Annotated in this window: 15 protein-coding genes; 7 read left to right on the top strand and 8 right to left on the bottom strand. The window is 74.4% G+C overall.

The window, feature by feature from the left end; translation table 11 throughout:
- Positions 1 to 89: 89 nt before the first annotated feature.
- From ACIGXW_RS17715 to ACIGXW_RS17705, 3 genes are all read right to left on the bottom strand, one after another.
- Positions 90 to 173 carry a putative leader peptide gene (locus ACIGXW_RS17715; protein WP_360907560.1) on the bottom strand — a complete coding sequence of 28 codons (84 nt, stop codon included), beginning with the start codon at positions 171 to 173 and terminating at the stop codon, positions 90 to 92.
- A 115-nt stretch (positions 174 to 288) separates the two neighbouring features.
- Positions 289 to 867 (bottom strand): GNAT family N-acetyltransferase, encoded by a 579-nt coding sequence (locus ACIGXW_RS17710; protein ID WP_399573831.1) that lies wholly within the window; start codon positions 865 to 867, stop codon positions 289 to 291.
- A 27-nt stretch (positions 868 to 894) separates the two neighbouring features.
- Positions 895 to 2151 carry a GAF domain-containing protein gene (locus tag ACIGXW_RS17705; protein ID WP_399573830.1) on the bottom strand — a complete coding sequence of 419 codons (1257 nt, stop codon included), beginning with the start codon at positions 2149 to 2151 and terminating at the stop codon, positions 895 to 897.
- A gap of 233 nt (positions 2152 to 2384) precedes the next feature.
- Here ACIGXW_RS17705 and ACIGXW_RS17700 point away from each other — a divergent pair, with 233 nt between their 5' ends.
- The 4 genes from ACIGXW_RS17700 (at position 2385) to ACIGXW_RS17685 (ending at position 7034) form a co-directional block, all read left to right on the top strand.
- A complete protein-coding gene (locus tag ACIGXW_RS17700; protein ID WP_360907124.1) occupies positions 2385 to 3569 on the top strand; it encodes a YihY/virulence factor BrkB family protein in 1185 nt (394 codons plus the stop codon).
- 262 nt (positions 3570 to 3831) lie between these two features.
- Positions 3832 to 4929, top strand: a complete 1098-nt coding sequence (rsgA, locus tag ACIGXW_RS17695; protein WP_399573829.1) for a ribosome small subunit-dependent GTPase A — start codon at positions 3832 to 3834, stop codon at positions 4927 to 4929.
- A gap of 103 nt (positions 4930 to 5032) precedes the next feature.
- Positions 5033 to 6535: an AlkA N-terminal domain-containing protein gene (locus ACIGXW_RS17690; RefSeq protein ID WP_399573827.1), complete on the top strand. Its 1503-nt coding sequence runs from the start codon at positions 5033 to 5035 to the stop codon at positions 6533 to 6535.
- Between the two features lies 1 nt (position 6536).
- Positions 6537 to 7034, top strand: coding sequence for a methylated-DNA--[protein]-cysteine S-methyltransferase (locus ACIGXW_RS17685; protein WP_399573826.1), 498 nt, complete (start codon positions 6537 to 6539; stop codon positions 7032 to 7034).
- Positions 7035 to 7056: 22 nt separating this feature from the next.
- Here the strand turns inward: ACIGXW_RS17685 and ACIGXW_RS17680 are convergent, their stop codons facing one another.
- Complete coding sequence (locus tag ACIGXW_RS17680) at positions 7057 to 7539, bottom strand: DUF456 domain-containing protein (RefSeq protein WP_360907132.1); 483 nt, start codon at positions 7537 to 7539, stop codon at positions 7057 to 7059.
- Positions 7540 to 7633: 94 nt separating this feature from the next.
- Complete coding sequence (locus tag ACIGXW_RS17675) at positions 7634 to 8347, bottom strand: winged helix-turn-helix transcriptional regulator (RefSeq protein WP_399573825.1); 714 nt, start codon at positions 8345 to 8347, stop codon at positions 7634 to 7636.
- Positions 8348 to 8459: 112 nt separating this feature from the next.
- On the opposite strand from ACIGXW_RS17675, the gene ACIGXW_RS17670 reads away from it, so the two are divergent.
- A complete protein-coding gene (locus ACIGXW_RS17670) occupies positions 8460 to 10223 on the top strand; it encodes a protein phosphatase 2C domain-containing protein (RefSeq protein ID WP_399573824.1) in 1764 nt (587 codons plus the stop codon).
- 31 nt (positions 10224 to 10254) lie between these two features.
- On the opposite strand, the gene ACIGXW_RS17665 is transcribed toward ACIGXW_RS17670, so the two are convergent.
- On the bottom strand, positions 10255 to 10800 hold the full coding sequence (locus ACIGXW_RS17665; protein WP_071963019.1) for a DinB family protein: 546 nt from the start codon (positions 10798 to 10800) through the stop codon (positions 10255 to 10257).
- A gap of 214 nt (positions 10801 to 11014) precedes the next feature.
- Between ACIGXW_RS17665 and ACIGXW_RS17660 the strand changes: the two genes are divergently transcribed.
- Positions 11015 to 11575, top strand: a complete 561-nt coding sequence (locus ACIGXW_RS17660; protein ID WP_399573823.1) for an ATP-binding protein — start codon at positions 11015 to 11017, stop codon at positions 11573 to 11575.
- Positions 11576 to 11617: 42 nt separating this feature from the next.
- On the opposite strand, the gene ACIGXW_RS17655 is transcribed toward ACIGXW_RS17660, so the two are convergent.
- Both ACIGXW_RS17655 and ACIGXW_RS17650 read right to left on the bottom strand, forming a co-directional pair.
- Entirely contained in the window at positions 11618 to 12676 is a 1059-nt protein-coding gene (locus ACIGXW_RS17655) for a DUF2637 domain-containing protein (protein ID WP_071963020.1), read from the bottom strand.
- 194 nt (positions 12677 to 12870) lie between these two features.
- The gene (locus tag ACIGXW_RS17650; RefSeq protein WP_071963021.1) at positions 12871 to 13716 is read right to left on the bottom strand and encodes a (2Fe-2S)-binding protein; all 846 of its coding nucleotides are present in this window, start codon (positions 13714 to 13716) and stop codon (positions 12871 to 12873) included.
- A 116-nt stretch (positions 13717 to 13832) separates the two neighbouring features.
- Here ACIGXW_RS17650 and ACIGXW_RS17645 point away from each other — a divergent pair, with 116 nt between their 5' ends.
- Positions 13833 to 14585 (top strand): GntR family transcriptional regulator, encoded by a 753-nt coding sequence (locus ACIGXW_RS17645; protein ID WP_399573822.1) that lies wholly within the window; start codon positions 13833 to 13835, stop codon positions 14583 to 14585.
- Positions 14586 to 14623: the final 38 nt, after the last annotated feature.

Raw genomic sequence — 14623 nt, 5'->3', positions numbered from 1 at the left:
GCATAAGAAAGGCATGGGAAAAGGGGTAGGGAGAGACCCCGTCGGCGGCAGTGGCGACGAGAGGTGGAACGGCGGTGGTGCTGTGACTGTCAGCCCGCCGGACAGATGGCGCTGGACATGCGGCAGAGATCGACGTGACGCCGACTCACCAAGGCGATTCCAGCACGGGACATGGGGGAAGCGTGGCACGGCGCTCTTCGGCCAGTCCACTGTTGTCCGTATGATGAGAAAAGCCGTCCCGGATAATGGGACGGCTTTCTGTTCCGGCGGGCCGTGCCCGCCCTGCGGCTAGCGGGCGCCGGGCCAGGGACCGGGCACGGGGACGTCCGGCTCCTCCTCGGTCCTCGTCTCGAACACACGGAAGCCGCGCCGCTCGTAGTTGGCCACCGCGTGCGGCCCGTCCTTGCTGCAGGTGTGCAGCCAGACCCGCTTGGTGGGCTCCCGCTCCGGCCAGCGAACGGCCAGGTCCCAGGCCCGCGCCGTGCCGAACGCCAGCAGGTGCCCGCCGATGCCGCGGCCCTGGAACTGCCCCATCAGACCGAAGTAGATGATCTCGACGGCCCCCTCCGGCTGCGGGTCGAGCTCGATGTACCCGGCCGGCGTCCCGTGCTCGTACGCCACCCACGTCTCGACCCCGGGCCGCTCCAGATGGGCGCGCCACTGCTCGTACGACCACGGCAGCCGGTCCGTCCAGCTCAGGTCCCCGCCCACGGCCGTATAGAGGAAACGACTGAACTCCGGCGAGGGCACCTCCGCCCGTTCGATCCGGATCCCGGACGAGGCGTCCGGAACGCGGGCGGGCCGCAGGTCGGCCGGCGAGGTCTGCTCCATGGACCAGGTGGTCACGGTCGTCGTGCTGTCGCTCATGTACCGAAGCCAACCACGGCCGCCGCCCTAACCCGTTGGCAGCCCCCGCCGCGCCGCCACCACCACCGGCGCCCTGGAGGCGGGCAGCAGGTCCTCGGCCCGGGGCGGTGCCAGCAGCCGCACCTCCAGCCCGTCGGCGAAGCGGTACGGGCGGTGGCCGAGCACCCCCGCCAGCGTGCGCCGTATCCGCGACAGCTCCGCCCGCACCGTCACCGTGCGCGTCGGATCGCCGAACAGGTCCGCCGCCAGCTCCGCGGCCGTCCGCCCGGCCGGATGCCGGGCCAGCACGTACAGCAGCTCCGCGTGGCGCGGGCTGAGCTCGTGCGACCAGTCGCCCGCCGCACCGGAGACGGTGACCGTCCAGTCGCGGGGCCGGCGCAGGTCCAGCACCAGCCGGCCCGGCGGGGCGTCCTCGCCCCGGTCCTCCTCGATCCGCACCAGCCAGCCGTCCGGCAGTGGTTCGAGCAGACACGGCCCCAGCGACGGCAGCCACACCCGTCCCGGCCGCACCGACCGCGGCAGCACCACCCGGCCGACCGGGGCCATGCCCGTCACCGCCGCCGTCCAGCCGTCCCGGTCCACGGCCAGCGCCCGGCCGCGCAGCCGCGCCAGCATCGGCGCGGCGACCGTACGCAGCCGGTCCACGGACTCCCAGTGCCGGGCGCGCAGCTCCGCCTCGCCCACCTTGGCGACGGCGGTCACCAGCGCCAGCGTCGCCGGGTTGAACGCGGGCGCGGGCCCGCTGACGTTCAGCACCCCCAGCAGCCGCCCGTCGCGCGGATCGTGCAACGGGGCCGCCGCGCACGTCCAGGCGTGATGGGAGCGCACGAAGTGCTCGGCGGAGTGCACCTGCACCGGCCGGCGCTCCACCAGCGCCAGCCCGATGCCGTTGGTGCCCACCAGTTCCTCCGTCCAGGATGCCCCCACCTCGAAGCCCAGCCGGTCCGCGGACCTGCGCACCCCCGAGCTGCCCTCCCGCCACAGCACCCGGCCGTCCGTGTCCGTGACGGCGATCAGGTGGTGCACGGCGTCGGCCGCCTCCAGCAGTCCCTCGCGCAACTGCGGCAACAGCTCACCCAGCGGGGAGGTGTGGCGGCGGTGCTCCAGCTCCTCGGCCGAGATCAGCGGGACCGGCCGCCCGTTGTCCGGGTCCACGCCGTGCCGGCGCACCCGGTGCCACGACTCCCCGATCACCGGTCTGGGCCGCGCCGGGGGTCGTGAGCCGGCGAGGGCCGCCTCCCGGATGGCGGGAAGCAGCCCCGCGTCGATTGGTATGCGCTTCACGCTGCAATGGTGCCCGGACGAAGGCGCCCCGCGCCGGGGCATCCGCGATATTGCAACGCCATGCAACCATTGCGGCCGCCCTCGCTGCGGGCGGAAGGTGACGGTGAGCGGCCGGAGGGTGGTGCCGAGTCGGCGCAGCACCACCCTCCGCGGCCTCCCACCAGCGGTGTCCGTGCTTCCGTCCGCCGGGCCGCCGGATGAATCGACCCGCCCGCGGCCGATACGGTTAGGGCGTGCAGGCAGCAAAAGAACATTCGGCCCGGCAGGTCGGCCGGCTCCACAGGGCCAGGGCCCTGTACCGGAATGTCTCCAAACGCAGGATGACGTGGCTGCTCCTGAAGGACACCGTCAACTCCTGCATGGAGTACCGCGTCACCGGCCTCGCCGCGGAGGCCGCCTTCTTCACCCTCCTGTCGCTGCCGCCCCTGCTGCTCGGCCTCCTCGGCCTGCTCCGCTACCTGGACGACTGGACGGGCACCGACACCATCGGCGCCATCCAGCAGAACATCCTCACCGCCTCCGCGGCCGTCCTGTCGGACAAGGGCACCCAGGAGATCGCCCAGCCGCTGGTGCGCGAAGTCATCAGGATCGGCCGCCCGGACGTCATCTCGGTCGGCTTCGCCGTCGCCCTGTGGTCCGGCTCCCGGGCCGTCAACGTCTTCGTCGACACCATCACGATCATGTACGGGCTGGAGGGCAAGCGCGGCATCGTCAAGACCCGGCTGCTGGCCTTCCTCCTCTACGTCGTGGCGCTCGTCGTCGGGGCGGTGGCCCTGCCGCTGATGGTGGCCGGGCCCGAGGCGGTGGTGGACATCGTGCCGTGGAGCGCCGACGTCGTGCGCTTCCTGTACTGGCCCGTCGTCATCATCCTGTCCATCGCCTTCCTCACCACCCTCTACCACGTGTCCGTGCCGGTGCGCTCGCCGTGGGAGGAGGACATCCCCGGAGCGCTCGTCGCCCTCGCGATGTGGGTGCTCGGCAGCTTCCTGCTGCGCCTCTACCTGACGCACACGGTCGAGGGCGTCACCATCTACGCCTCGCTCGCCGCGCCCGTCGCCGTGCTGCTGTGGATCGGCGTCTCGGCCTTCGCGGTGCTCGTCGGCGCCGCGGTCAACGCCGCGCTGGACCGCGTCTGGCCGTCGGTCGCCACCGCCGCCGCCCGCGCCGAGGTCGACCGCCTGCGCGAGGCCGCCGCGGCCCAGGCGGCCGCCGAACGCGCCGCGCTGGCGTTGGTGCACGAGCTCGAGGACGATCCCTTCGAGGAGCCCGAGGACGACGGCGTCATAGGCCAGGACCGCGAACCCCCCTCGGAGTTCCCCGAGCGCTGGGCCCAGTTCCTCCCCCACGAGGACGTCCGCTCCCGCCTCCACAAACCGGAACACCAGCCCAAACACGCGAAGCCGAACCGACGCGACTAGAAATCCAGCCCGTCTGGGGGCACCTCCCAGCGGTAGCTGGGGGAGTTTGAGGACCGGGGTCCGGGGCGGAGCCCCGGTTACGGGAAGGGGCGGGGAGGGGAAAGAAAAACCCGTGGCGACTCGGCACCCGCCCCGCCTACGATCGCCCCGCACGCACAAAGAGTCCCCACAGGAGGTGAGTACGCGATGACTGTCACGGCAACGGGCACCGCCCGCACTCGGAAGCACGCTCATCCCACCTCCCTCCTGAAGGACCACTGTCTTGTCCGAGTTCCCCACCGCACACCCCCTCACCGCCTACGGCTGGGACGCGGGGTTCGCTGACAGCTTCGCCCCGCACGCCGCCGAGGGGCTCGTGCCCGGGCGGATCGTCCGCGTCGACCGCGGCCGCTGCGACCTCGTCGTCCCCGACGGCGACGGCGTCCGCACCGTGATGGCCGACACCGCGCTCGTCACCACCGGCGACCCGCTGAACATCATGTGCACCGGTGACTGGGTCGCCGTCGACCCCGCCGGGCGCTACGTACGGGCGCTGCTGCCGCGCCGCACGGCCTTCGTGCGGTCCACCTCCTCCAAGCGGTCCGAGGGCCAGGTCCTCGCCGCCAACGTCGACCACGCCGTCGTCGCCGTCTCCCTGGCCGTCGAGCTCGACCTCGGCCGGATCGAGCGGTTCCTGACCCTGGCCTGGGAGAGCGGCGCCGTACCGCTCGTCGTGCTCACCAAGGCCGACCTCGTCCCCGGGCCCGACGTCCTGGGCCATCTGATCGCCGACACCGAGGCCGCGTCGCCCGGGGTCCAGGTGCTGGCGGTCAGCGCAGAGACCGGCGACGGCGTCGACGTCCTCGCCGCGGTGCTGGCCGGCGGCACCTCCGTGCTGCTCGGCCAGTCCGGCGCCGGGAAGTCCACCCTCGCCAACGCTCTCGTCGGCGAGGACGTCCAGGCGGTGCAGGCCGCGCGCGACCGGGACGGCAAGGGGCGGCACACCACCACCACGCGCAATCTGCTGCCGTTGCCCGGCGGCGGCGTCCTCATCGACACCCCCGGCCTGCGCGGCGTGGGGCTGTGGGACGCCGAGGGCGGCGTCGCGCAGACCTTCTCCGAGATCGAGGCCCTCGCGGAGGACTGCCGCTTCCACGACTGCGGCCACGACGCCGAGCCGGGCTGCGCGGTCCTCGAAGCGGTCGCAGGCGGCGCACTGCCGCAGCGCCGCCTGGACAGCTATCGCAAGCTGCTCCGCGAGAACGCCCACATCGCGGCCCGTACCGACGCCCGGCTGCGGGCGGAGATGCGCCGCGAGTGGAAGCTGAAGATCACCGCCGGGCGGCACATCGCGGCCCACAAGCGGGGTGACATCCGCTAGCCGCACCCACCGGCCGCTCCACCACGGCATGGCCCTCGCCCCGGCGAGGGCCATGTCCGTTTTCCGCCAGTCCCGGCCCCGTGCGTACCGCAGACTGGAACGCATGACGGACCTCGCGAGACAGCTCGACGACTCCCGCTACCAGGCGGTGAGCAGCCGGGACGCGCGCTTCGACGGAGAGTTCTACTTCGCCGTGGCCACCACCGGCATCTATTGCCGCCCGAGCTGCCCCGCCGTGACCCCCAAGCGCGTCAACGTGCGCTTCTACCCCTCGGCGGCGGCCGCCCAGGGCGCTGGCTTCCGCGCCTGCCGCCGCTGCCGGCCCGACGCGGCCCCCGGCTCGGCCGAGTGGAACGTACGGGCCGACCTGGCCGGCCGCGCGGTGCGGCTGATCGGCGACGGCGTCGTCGACCGCGAAGGCGTCGAGGGCCTCGCCGACCGCCTCGGCTACAGCTCCCGCCACGTGCACCGCAGCCTCACCGAGGAACTGGGCGCGGGCCCCGTCGCCCTCGCCCGCAGCCGGCGCGCCCACACCGCCCGGGTGCTGCTGGAGACCACCGGCCTGCCGGTCACGGAGATCGCCTTCGCGGCGGGCTTCGCCAGCGTCCGGCAGTTCAACGACACGATCCGCGAGATCTACGCCCGCACCCCCAGCGAGCTGCGGGCCCGCCCCGCCCACCGCCGCACCGGCGACGGCGTGCCGGGCGGCATCCCGCTGCGGCTCGCCCACCGCGGCCCCTACGCCGCCCGCCAGGTCTTCGACTTCCTCCAGCGCCGCGCCATCACCGGCATCGAGGAGGTGCTCGGCGAGAGCGGCGCCCGCCGCTACCGCCGCACCCTGCGGCTGCCCTACGGCGCCGGCATCGCCGAGGTCCGCGAACCGCGGCCCGCCGGCTCCCGGAGCGGCGACTGGCTCGAGTGCCGGCTCCACCTCACCGACCCCCGCGACCTGTCGACGGCCGTGCAGCGCGTGCGACGGCTCTTCGACCTCGACGCCGATCCCTACGCCGTCGCCGAGCGGCTCGGCGCCGACCCCCGGCTGCGGCCCCTGGTCGCGGCCCGCCCGGGGCTGCGCTCGCCCGGCGCGGCGGACGCCGAGGAGCTGGCGGTACGGGCCGTGCTGGGCCAGCAGGTCTCGGTGGCCGCGGCCGCGCGGCTCGCCGGCACGCTGGTGGCCGCCTACGGAAAGCCGCTGGCCGCGCCCGACGGCGCCCTCACCCACGTCTTCCCCGAACCCGGCACGCTGGCCGGCGCCGCCCTCGACGAGCTGGGCATGCCGGACGCGCGCAGGCGCGCCCTGCGCACGCTGGCCGCCGCGCTGGCGGACGGCTCGGTCCGGCTCGACGCGGGCGTCGACCGGGACGCCGCCGAGCGCGAGCTGCTCGCCCTGCCGGGCATCGGCCCCTGGACGGCCGGCTACATCCGGATGCGGGCGCTCGGCGACCCGGACGTCTTCCTGCCGGGCGACGCGGGCGTACGCCACGGGCTCGCCGCGCTCGGCGCCACCGCGGGCGACGCCCGGGCCTGGCGGCCCTGGCGCTCGTACGCCCTGCACCACCTGTGGAACGCCCCCGGGCACACCCCGGACACCCCGAAGGACATCTGACATGCTCTACACCGACTTCGACAGCCCCCTCGGCCGGCTGCTCCTCACCGGCCTCCCCTCGGCCACCGCCCCCGGCGGGACGGCCATCGCCTCCCTCTCCGTACCGGGGCAGAAGAACGCCCCGACCGTGGAACCGGACTGGCGGCGCGAGCCGGCCGCGTTCGCGGAGGCACGACGGCAGATCGAGGCCTACTTCGCGGGGGACGCCCAGGACTTCACCCTCGAATACACCGTCCAGGGCACCGAGTTCCGCCGGAAGGTGTGGGACGCGCTGGACGCCGTCCCGTACGGCGCCACCACCAGCTACGGCGCGCTGGCCGCCCGCATCGGCGCACCGCGCGCCGCCGTGCGCGCCGTGGGCGGGGCGATCGGCGCCAACCCCCTGCTCGTGCTGAGGCCCTGCCACCGGGTGATCGGCGCGGACGGCTCCCTCACCGGCTACGCGGGCGGCCTGGAGCGCAAGCGGCTGCTGCTGGCGCTGGAGAACGCCCCGCTGTGAGCCGCCCGCGGCCGCGGGCCGCTCAGCCCGCGACCACCGCGCCGATCCATGCGCCCACCACCAGCAGGCAGGCGAACAGCTCGACGAGCACGCTGGTGCCCAGCGCCCGCATCACCGTCCGCGTGGACGCCCACGCCTCGCCGCGGCCGCCCAGCCGCTGCCGTTCCATGCCGTAGATCCCGGCCAGGAAGCCCGGCACCGCACCGAGCAGCGGAACGACGAAGAAGCCGGCTATCCCGGCCGCGCCCGCCACCAGGAAGGCGCGGCGGGTGATGCCCGCGCCCTTGAGCCGGCGCGGCGGCAGCAGCCGGATCACGGCCTGGTCCAGCAACAGCACACCGGTCGCCCCGGCCAGCACGGCCCAGGCCAGGGCGGTGCCGGCGGCCGTCGACCACCACAGGATCCCGGCCCAGACGATCAGCGGTCCGGGCACGCCCGGAGTCACCACACCGAGCAGTCCGAGCAGCATCACGAGGCCGACGAGGAGCAGCTGCCAGGTCCCCATGGACCCAGGTTGCCGGAACGCGGCCGGTGGCGCCCCCGGGCGATTGCGGCCACGCGGGCCGATACCTTTCCCCTCCCGGCGCCGGCCCGGTACGTCAGGGGCGCGTGGTCCAGCCGTGCTCGGCCGCGTGCCAGCCCAGCTGCAGCCGGGTGGTCACCCCGGCGAGCTCCATCAGCCGCTTGACCCTGCGCTGCACGGTGCGCAGGCCGAGGCCGAGCTGCTTGGCGACGCTGGCGTCGGTCAGGCCGGCCAGCAGCAGCGCCAGCACGTCGAGGTCGGTGGCGTCGGGGCCGGCCGCGGCGCCCCCGCAGCCGGCGCCGGGCACGCCGGGGCGCAGCGGGCGGCCCTCGTGCCAGACGTCCTCGAAGAGGTCGACCAGGAAGTCCAGCAGCCGGCCGTCGTGGACGACGAGGGCGGCGGCCCCGTCGGTGCCGCAGGTCAGGGGCAGCAGGGCGACCCGGCGGTCGGCGATGACCAGTTCGGCGGGTATGCGGTCGACCACCCGCAGGCGCCCGCCGCGCCCGCCGTCCGGCACGAGGGCGACCGGGTGTTCGACGACGGTGCGGTGAGGCACCGCGCCGGCGCCGTCCGGAACGGCGCCGCGGGGTCTCTCCGTCAACGCCCCGGGTCTGCCCGTCAACATGGCGCACACCTCGTCCACCGCGCCGAGCCGTAGTCGCAGCAGTCGCCGGGCGACCGCTTCGACGCCCGTCACCACCTCCACCGGACTTCCGCCGACGGGCCGTTCCACCCGTCTTTCCCCGTGTGCCGCCTGCCGGATGGCGTCCACACCCATGGCACCGAGCATGCGCGACTCCCCTCCCCGTCCCCACAACCGCGTTGCGCCTCGGGACATCATCCCTGGGGTGGTGTTCGCCGTGCACTCTTCCCGTATGCCCCGCAGTGTGGACAATAAGGGCATGAGTCAGCAGGGGGACCATTACGCCGAACAAGAGGACGCCTGGTGGCGCGAGTTGTACGGCAGGAGTGAACCCGACACGGGAGCGGTCGCCGGCGACAGCCTCGACGAGAGATTCTCCTCCGCCTCGGCGGTGGTCGGGCCCGAACCGGCACGGCCGAGGGCCGAGCCCAAGCGGCCGCGCGTCGCCGAGCCGCCGGGCCGGCCCGACCAACGCGTGCTGCCCGGGCCGCCGTCCGCCTCTCCGTCCGGGCTCTCGCCCGCCCTCTCGCGCGGGGTGCCGCGGCAGACCAAGCGCTGGGTCGCGCCCGCCAACGGCTCCCTGCCCGTCCCCGCCGACCCGGCCGGACCGCGGCCCCCGGCCCCGCCCCCCGGCGCCGGCGCCTGCGAACCGCGCCCGCCCGTCGGCCCGGACCTGATCCCCGAGGGCCCGCCGCCCCCCGATCCCCGCACCCGGGTCTGCCCGCCGCCCCCGCCGGCGCCGGGGGCCGTCGACGTGCCGGACGTACCCCGGGCCCCGCAGGATCCCGAGGCGTCCCCGCCCCCGCAGGCGCCGGAGGCCTCCGGGATCGCCCGGGGCGGCGCACGCCAGGCCAGGGCAGCGAGGGAGGCCCGCGAGGCCGCGGAGGCCGGGGAAGCGCTCGAGATCAGGGAGGCCCGGGACGTCACTGGCTTCACCGACGTCACCGGCTTCACGGACCTCACCGACCTCGCCGACTTCTCCGAGGCGGCCGGAGCCCTCGACACCGCCGAGATGTCCGAGGTCCCCCCACCGCGCACCGCACCCGCGCGCAGGAACGGAACACGGCTGCGCGCCGCCGAGTTCGTCGGCCGGCGGCCGCCCACCTACGAGGCCGAGCCGACCGCCTGGCCGCCCGCCGACCCGGGCGCGCTCGAGGACCTCGTGCCCGACACCGTGCTCGACGGCGCACGCTACGGCTCCATGGTCCTGCGGGCCGTCTCGCTGCGCGGCGACTCCGCGCGCTACCGCGGCGAGCCCCGCCGCGACGCCCTGCTCACCGCCCGCTTCGGCACGGGGGAGGACGCACTGCTCCTGGTCGCCCTGGCGAGCGGCGCCCGTGCCGCGGAGGGCGCTCACCGCGCGGCGCGCGAGGTCTGCGAATGGATCGGCGGCGCGGTGGGGCGCAGCCACGCCCGGCTCGCCGAGGACATCCACGCGGGCCGCCGCGACGAGCTGAAGTCCGGACTGCACCGGCTCACCGACCGCACCTACGGGCGGTTGCGCGTCCGCGCGGGCGAACTGGGCCTGCGCCCGGCCGAGTACACCGCGAGCCTGCGCTGTCTGCTGCTGCCCGCCGACGTCCGCTGCCGCACCCGGGTCTTCTTCGGCGTCGGCGTGGGCGGCCTCTTCCGGCTGCGCGACGGATCCTGGCAGGACCTGGACCCGGAGCCGCACGAACCGGAGCCGACGGGCGAGCCCGTCGTCGGCTACGGCGCGGGTGACCGGATCACGGTGGACCTGGGCATCCCCACCCCCGGCATCACCCCCGTGATAGACCCCGCCGACGTGCCCAGCGAACCCTTCCGCTTCCGGGCGTCGGTCGCGCGGCCCGGCGATGCCCTGCTGCTGTGCACCGCGGGGCTCGCCGACCCCCTGCGCGGTGAGCCGGAGCTGGGGGTACGGCTCGCCGAGCGGTGGGCGCGCGAGGAGCCGCCGGGGCTCGCCGAGTACCTCGCCGACGTCCAACTGCGCGTCAAGGGCTACGCCGACGACCGCAGCGCCTGCACCGTCTGGGAGGGATAGAGCCGGGCACCTGTGGGGCGCGGAGCGGCGCTCAGAACCCCGTGGCGCCGTCGATGCGCTCGCGGAGCAGGTCGGCATGGCCGTTGTGGCGGGCGTACTCGGCTATGAGCTTGACCAGGACGACCCGCAGGGAGATCGGCTTCCCGGTCGCGACGACCCGGCCCGTGGCGTCCAGCGACGGCGTGGCGGCGACGATCTCGCGGGCCCGCTCGCACTCCGCCCGCCATACCGCGAGGGCTTCGGCGGGATCGCCGTCCAGCGACGCGAAGTCCTGGTCCGGATCGTCGTCCGAGTAGTACAGAACGGGCACGTCCTCGCCCGCGAACTGCGTGCGGAACCACCAGCGTTCCACCCCGGCCAGGTGCCGGATCAGGCCGTGGAGGCTCAATCCGGAGGGCGGAACGCCCTTGTCGGAGAGGCGCTCCGGGGCGACGCCCGAGCATTTGAGCGCGAAGGTCTCGCGGTGCCAGTCGAGGAACGCGGTCAGGACCTCGCGCTCGTCGCCGGTCGTGGGCAGCTCGGGACGGGATCCGTCGCGCCAGCCCGGGGCGTAGTTCTCTGCTGGAATCTCGGTCATGCGGCGAGTCTCGCAGGGGGCACTGACATTCGGCGCCGCCCGCCGCCCGGCAGGCCCCTGGCAGCTATTCGCGAAGGGCACAAGAGGCGCCCCCATGCCGGTCATATAACCATGTTGATGCGTCAACAGGCGTCGATTCAGCCGGTGCGGGGCATGCATTTGCCGTGAGCCTGTTCGATGCCGGGGCGCCGGGGAGGGGTCGGGGCGGCGAAGGATGAAGCGGCGGACTGCACACTGGGTGGGCGCGGAGCGGCGCGAGGGCAGGGGAGGGTCCGCCGAGGGCATCGCTCAGGAGGCGGCGGGGGAAAGCGATCCGGTGGCCACGGGGCGGTGCTGGGAGAGACGGCTCCGGCGCAAGGAACTGACGGCCGTCGCGGAGGTACGCTCGGGGCTGCGCGAGCTGCTGGCCCGATGGGGCGGCCCCGGGCGGGCGGACACCGCCGAACTGCTGGTGAGCGAGCTGGTGACCAACGCGCTCGTGCACACCGACGGCGGAGCGGTGGTCACGGCCAGGTTCACCGGCGGCCCGGAGGCGCCCGAGAAGGGCCGGTTGCGCGTGGAGGTGCGGGACTTCCTCTCCCGGCACCCGACGCTGCGCCCGCCCCCGGCCGGCTCCGCGCGCGACAACGGCACCGCCGGCCCTCCGGGGCCCGGGGCGACCGCCACCTCCGGGCGCGGGCTGCTGCTGGTGCACGCCCTGGCGGACGGCTGGGGCGTGCGGGCCCACGGGGTGGGCAAGGCCGTGTGGTTCGAGCTGGACGCGCAAGAGCCCTGAGCCGGTCGTGTGCGACGGCTCAGGGCTCCTGGACGGTGGACGTCAGCCGAACTGGCGCTCGATCTGGGCCAGTTTGGCCTCCAGCGAATCGAGTCGCGGGATGGCCTGGGTGTCGTCCTCGGCGGTGAGGTCGATGGGGTCTGGCTTGCCCACCGCCTGCAGTGGGCGGGAGCGTACCGGAAGCTGACCCGGCTCGACTATGGAGGGATCCGACCCCGCTTGCGAGCCGATCTGGGCGGGCTGCGCGGCCGACGGCATGGCGGGCCCGGTGACGTCGACCTGCCGGCCGCCGCGGGCGCGGCCCCATACGCGGTGCTGCCGGTTGTACGCCTTGATGCGGGCCCGTTCCAGCTTGCCCGCCTCCCTCCGGCGCATCCGGTGCTGTGCTTGCTGACGTTTGTCCTCGCGGACCTCCTCCACGGCTTCGTCCAGCGTGCGCACGCCTTCGAGGAGCATCAGCGACCAGGCGCCGAAGGTCTCGCGCGGCGCCCGCAGCCAGCGCACTATGCGGATCTGGGGCAGGGGACGAGGTACGAGCCCCTGTTCGCGCAGCGCTGCCCGGCGGGTCTGCTTGAGCGCCCGGTCGAAGAGCACCGCGGCCGACAGCGACATGCCGGCGAAGAACTGCGGAGCCCCCGCGTGGTCCAGGCCCCTCGGGGCGTGCACCCAGTTGAACCAGGCGGCCGCGCCGGCGAAGGTCCACACCAGCAGCCGGGAGCCGAGCGCGGCATCGCCGTGACTCGCCTCGCGCACCGCCAGCACCGAACAGAACATCGCGGCACCGTCGAGGCCGAAGGGCACCAGGTATTCCCAGCCGTCCGTCAGTCCCAGATTCTGCTGGCCGAATCCGACCAGGCCATGGAAGGACAGGGCCGCGGCGACCGCGGCGCAGCAGAAGAGAAGTACGTACGAGGCGCTGCCGTAAATGGCCTCCTTGCGGCGTCTGCGCTCCTCGTTGCGCTCCCAGGAGTCCGTGCCGGCCGCTGTGTCCTCCGAGCCGGATTGCCGGCCGCGCGCGTACACCGTCACCGCCACCACTGCCCCGATGAGTGCCACGGCACTGGGGAGCACCCAATTCAGCGGTATGTCGGTCACTCTCATCTTGCGTCCCTTGCGTGCAGTACGGTTTCGCGCGCCATCCTGACGGAATCGGGCCGTACGCCAAGGGGTTTCGCAGCAACTCACCGCGAATGGACGGCAAGGATATACGGAGAGCGACGATGAATTTCGAACGCCCCCCAGGTAAAAGGTCATTGAGTTCTAATCAATCCACCCTATCGGGTGGCTTAGGTGATTCACTGCGCTGACAGGCGCTCGATGCGGTCGGCATCGCTGGTGCGCGGGCAGGTGACGCAGGTGTCGTCGGGACGCAGGGTGTAGAAGAAACAGCAGCTCGCGCGGTCGCGGGTGGGCCACGACTCGCCCCGGGGACCGGTCAGTTCACGGAAGGCGGCGCCCCCGACGTACGGTGCCGTGGCCCCCGGCAGCAGCAGCCCCAGTTCGTGCCGTGCGCGCTCCTCCTCGCCGAGCAGCCGGCCCACGTGCCACAGGCCCTCGGCGACCTCGTCCGTCGCCATGCCCCACAGGGCCCGCGCCCCGCGCCGCATGCGCGGCCTGAAACCCTCCAGCACGGGCGCCAGGTGTGCGGCCACCGCCGAGCGCACCTCCGCGCGCAGCGCCTCGGCGTCCGCCACGGGCCGGGCCCCCGGCAGCGCCGCGGCCGGGTCGCCGGGCAGACAGGCGAACTCCCCGGCCTCGGCGGTGATCCGCCCGGTGCTCCGGTGGAACGACACGGCCCCCGCCGGCAGCCGGGGCACGCGCCGGTGCAGGAACCAGGGGAGGGTGATCAGCAGGCACGCGTGCCACGCGTAGCGGTGCAGCCCGAACGAGGCGACGACGTCGGGGCGGGCCCGCTGCCCGTAGTCGCGCAGCACCTGTGCTTCGTCCCACGCGAGGAACGCGTCGAGCTCGGCGCCGCCCGCCGCGATCCCCGCGGCGCTCACCCAGCCCTTGCCGCGCCGTGGGGGACCGGACAGCACGGTCAGCGCCGGCAGGGCCTCCTTCAGCCGGGCGTACGCGGCCGCGAAGGGGGAGGCGGCCCGGGGGCCGTACGAGAGCGGGGCAGCCGAGGCAGCGGACATGCGAGGACCACCGAATCTCGATCGTTAACAGGTAAGGCTTACCTTACCCGTGCTGCCCGGGGTTTGAACTGCAGGAGGGGCCGCCTATCGTTCCGAATGACACCAGGAGGACCCCAATGGAGCAGGGCAGACCCCACGGCACGGGAGTACGGCCGGGCATCGCCGTCCCCGCACAGGCCACGTCGTCCGCGCGGGGGGAGCACACCCACGACGCGAGCGAGTACGACTACGGGCGCGCGGCCCGGCCCGCGCGCCGGGTCCCGCAGCGGTACTCCGTGCGGGGACAGGTCCTCGACGCCCTGCGCAAGGCGCTCGTCAGCGGGGAGCTCGTACCGGGCGAGGTCTACTCGGGCCCCGCGCTCGGCGAGCGGTTCGGGGTGTCGGCCACGCCCGTCCGCGAGGCCATGCAGCAGCTGGCCCTCGAGGGCGCGGTCGAGGTGGTCCCCAACCGCGGCTTCCGCGTCACCAGCCGCACCCCGCGCGACGTGGCCGAGCTCGCCGAGGTCCGCGCGCTCCTCGAGGTCCCCGCCCTGCTGCGGATGGCCCGGACCGTGCCGGCCGGGCGCTGGTGCGAGCTGCGGCCGCTGGCCGAGACCGCGGCCGTGGTGGCGGCGGGCGGCGACCGGGCCGCGTACGCGGAGGCGGACCGGGCCTTTCACCGGGCGCTGTTCGCCCTGGGGGGCAACCAGCAGCTGGTGCTCGTCGCCGACGAGCTGCACCGGCGGGCGCAGTGGGCTGCGCCGCGGGAGCGGGGCGAGGGGCTTGTGGCCGATGCGGCCGAGCATCTGCGGCTGCTCGACGCGCTGGCCGCGCGGGACCTCGCGGCGGTGGAGGCCCTTGCCGCGAGGCACTGCGGAGTCCGCCCCTGACGGACGGGCTGAATTTCAGCCCGTCCGGGGGCAACCTC

It is taken from the genome of Streptomyces sp. NPDC053079, from assembly GCF_044546695.1.
GTDB lineage: Bacteria > Actinomycetota > Actinomycetes > Streptomycetales > Streptomycetaceae > Streptomyces.
Note: the sequence above shows the minus strand (reverse complement) of the source record. Positions and strands in the feature narration are given on the sequence as shown.

What these genes read in the sequence shown, in the direction of transcription:
- ACIGXW_RS17715 (WP_360907560.1), bottom strand. Translation starts at nt 173, where the DNA reads ATGTCCCGTGCTGGAATCGCCTTGGTGAGTCGGCGTCACGTCGATCTC.
- ACIGXW_RS17710 (WP_399573831.1), bottom strand. Translation starts at nt 867, where the DNA reads ATGAGCGACAGCACGACGACCGTGACCACCTGGTCCATGGAGCAGACC.
- ACIGXW_RS17690 (WP_399573827.1), top strand. Translation starts at nt 5,033, where the DNA reads ATGACGGACCTCGCGAGACAGCTCGACGACTCCCGCTACCAGGCGGTG.
- ACIGXW_RS17685 (WP_399573826.1), top strand. Translation starts at nt 6,537, where the DNA reads ATGCTCTACACCGACTTCGACAGCCCCCTCGGCCGGCTGCTCCTCACC.
- ACIGXW_RS17680 (WP_360907132.1), bottom strand. Translation starts at nt 7,539, where the DNA reads ATGGGGACCTGGCAGCTGCTCCTCGTCGGCCTCGTGATGCTGCTCGGA.
- ACIGXW_RS17675 (WP_399573825.1), bottom strand. Translation starts at nt 8,347, where the DNA reads ATGCTCGGTGCCATGGGTGTGGACGCCATCCGGCAGGCGGCACACGGG.
- ACIGXW_RS17670 (WP_399573824.1), top strand. Translation starts at nt 8,460, where the DNA reads ATGAGTCAGCAGGGGGACCATTACGCCGAACAAGAGGACGCCTGGTGG.
- ACIGXW_RS17665 (WP_071963019.1), bottom strand. Translation starts at nt 10,800, where the DNA reads ATGACCGAGATTCCAGCAGAGAACTACGCCCCGGGCTGGCGCGACGGA.
- ACIGXW_RS17660 (WP_399573823.1), top strand. Translation starts at nt 11,015, where the DNA reads ATGAAGCGGCGGACTGCACACTGGGTGGGCGCGGAGCGGCGCGAGGGC.
- ACIGXW_RS17655 (WP_071963020.1), bottom strand. Translation starts at nt 12,676, where the DNA reads ATGAGAGTGACCGACATACCGCTGAATTGGGTGCTCCCCAGTGCCGTG.
- ACIGXW_RS17650 (WP_071963021.1), bottom strand. Translation starts at nt 13,716, where the DNA reads ATGTCCGCTGCCTCGGCTGCCCCGCTCTCGTACGGCCCCCGGGCCGCC.
- ACIGXW_RS17645 (WP_399573822.1), top strand. Translation starts at nt 13,833, where the DNA reads ATGGAGCAGGGCAGACCCCACGGCACGGGAGTACGGCCGGGCATCGCC.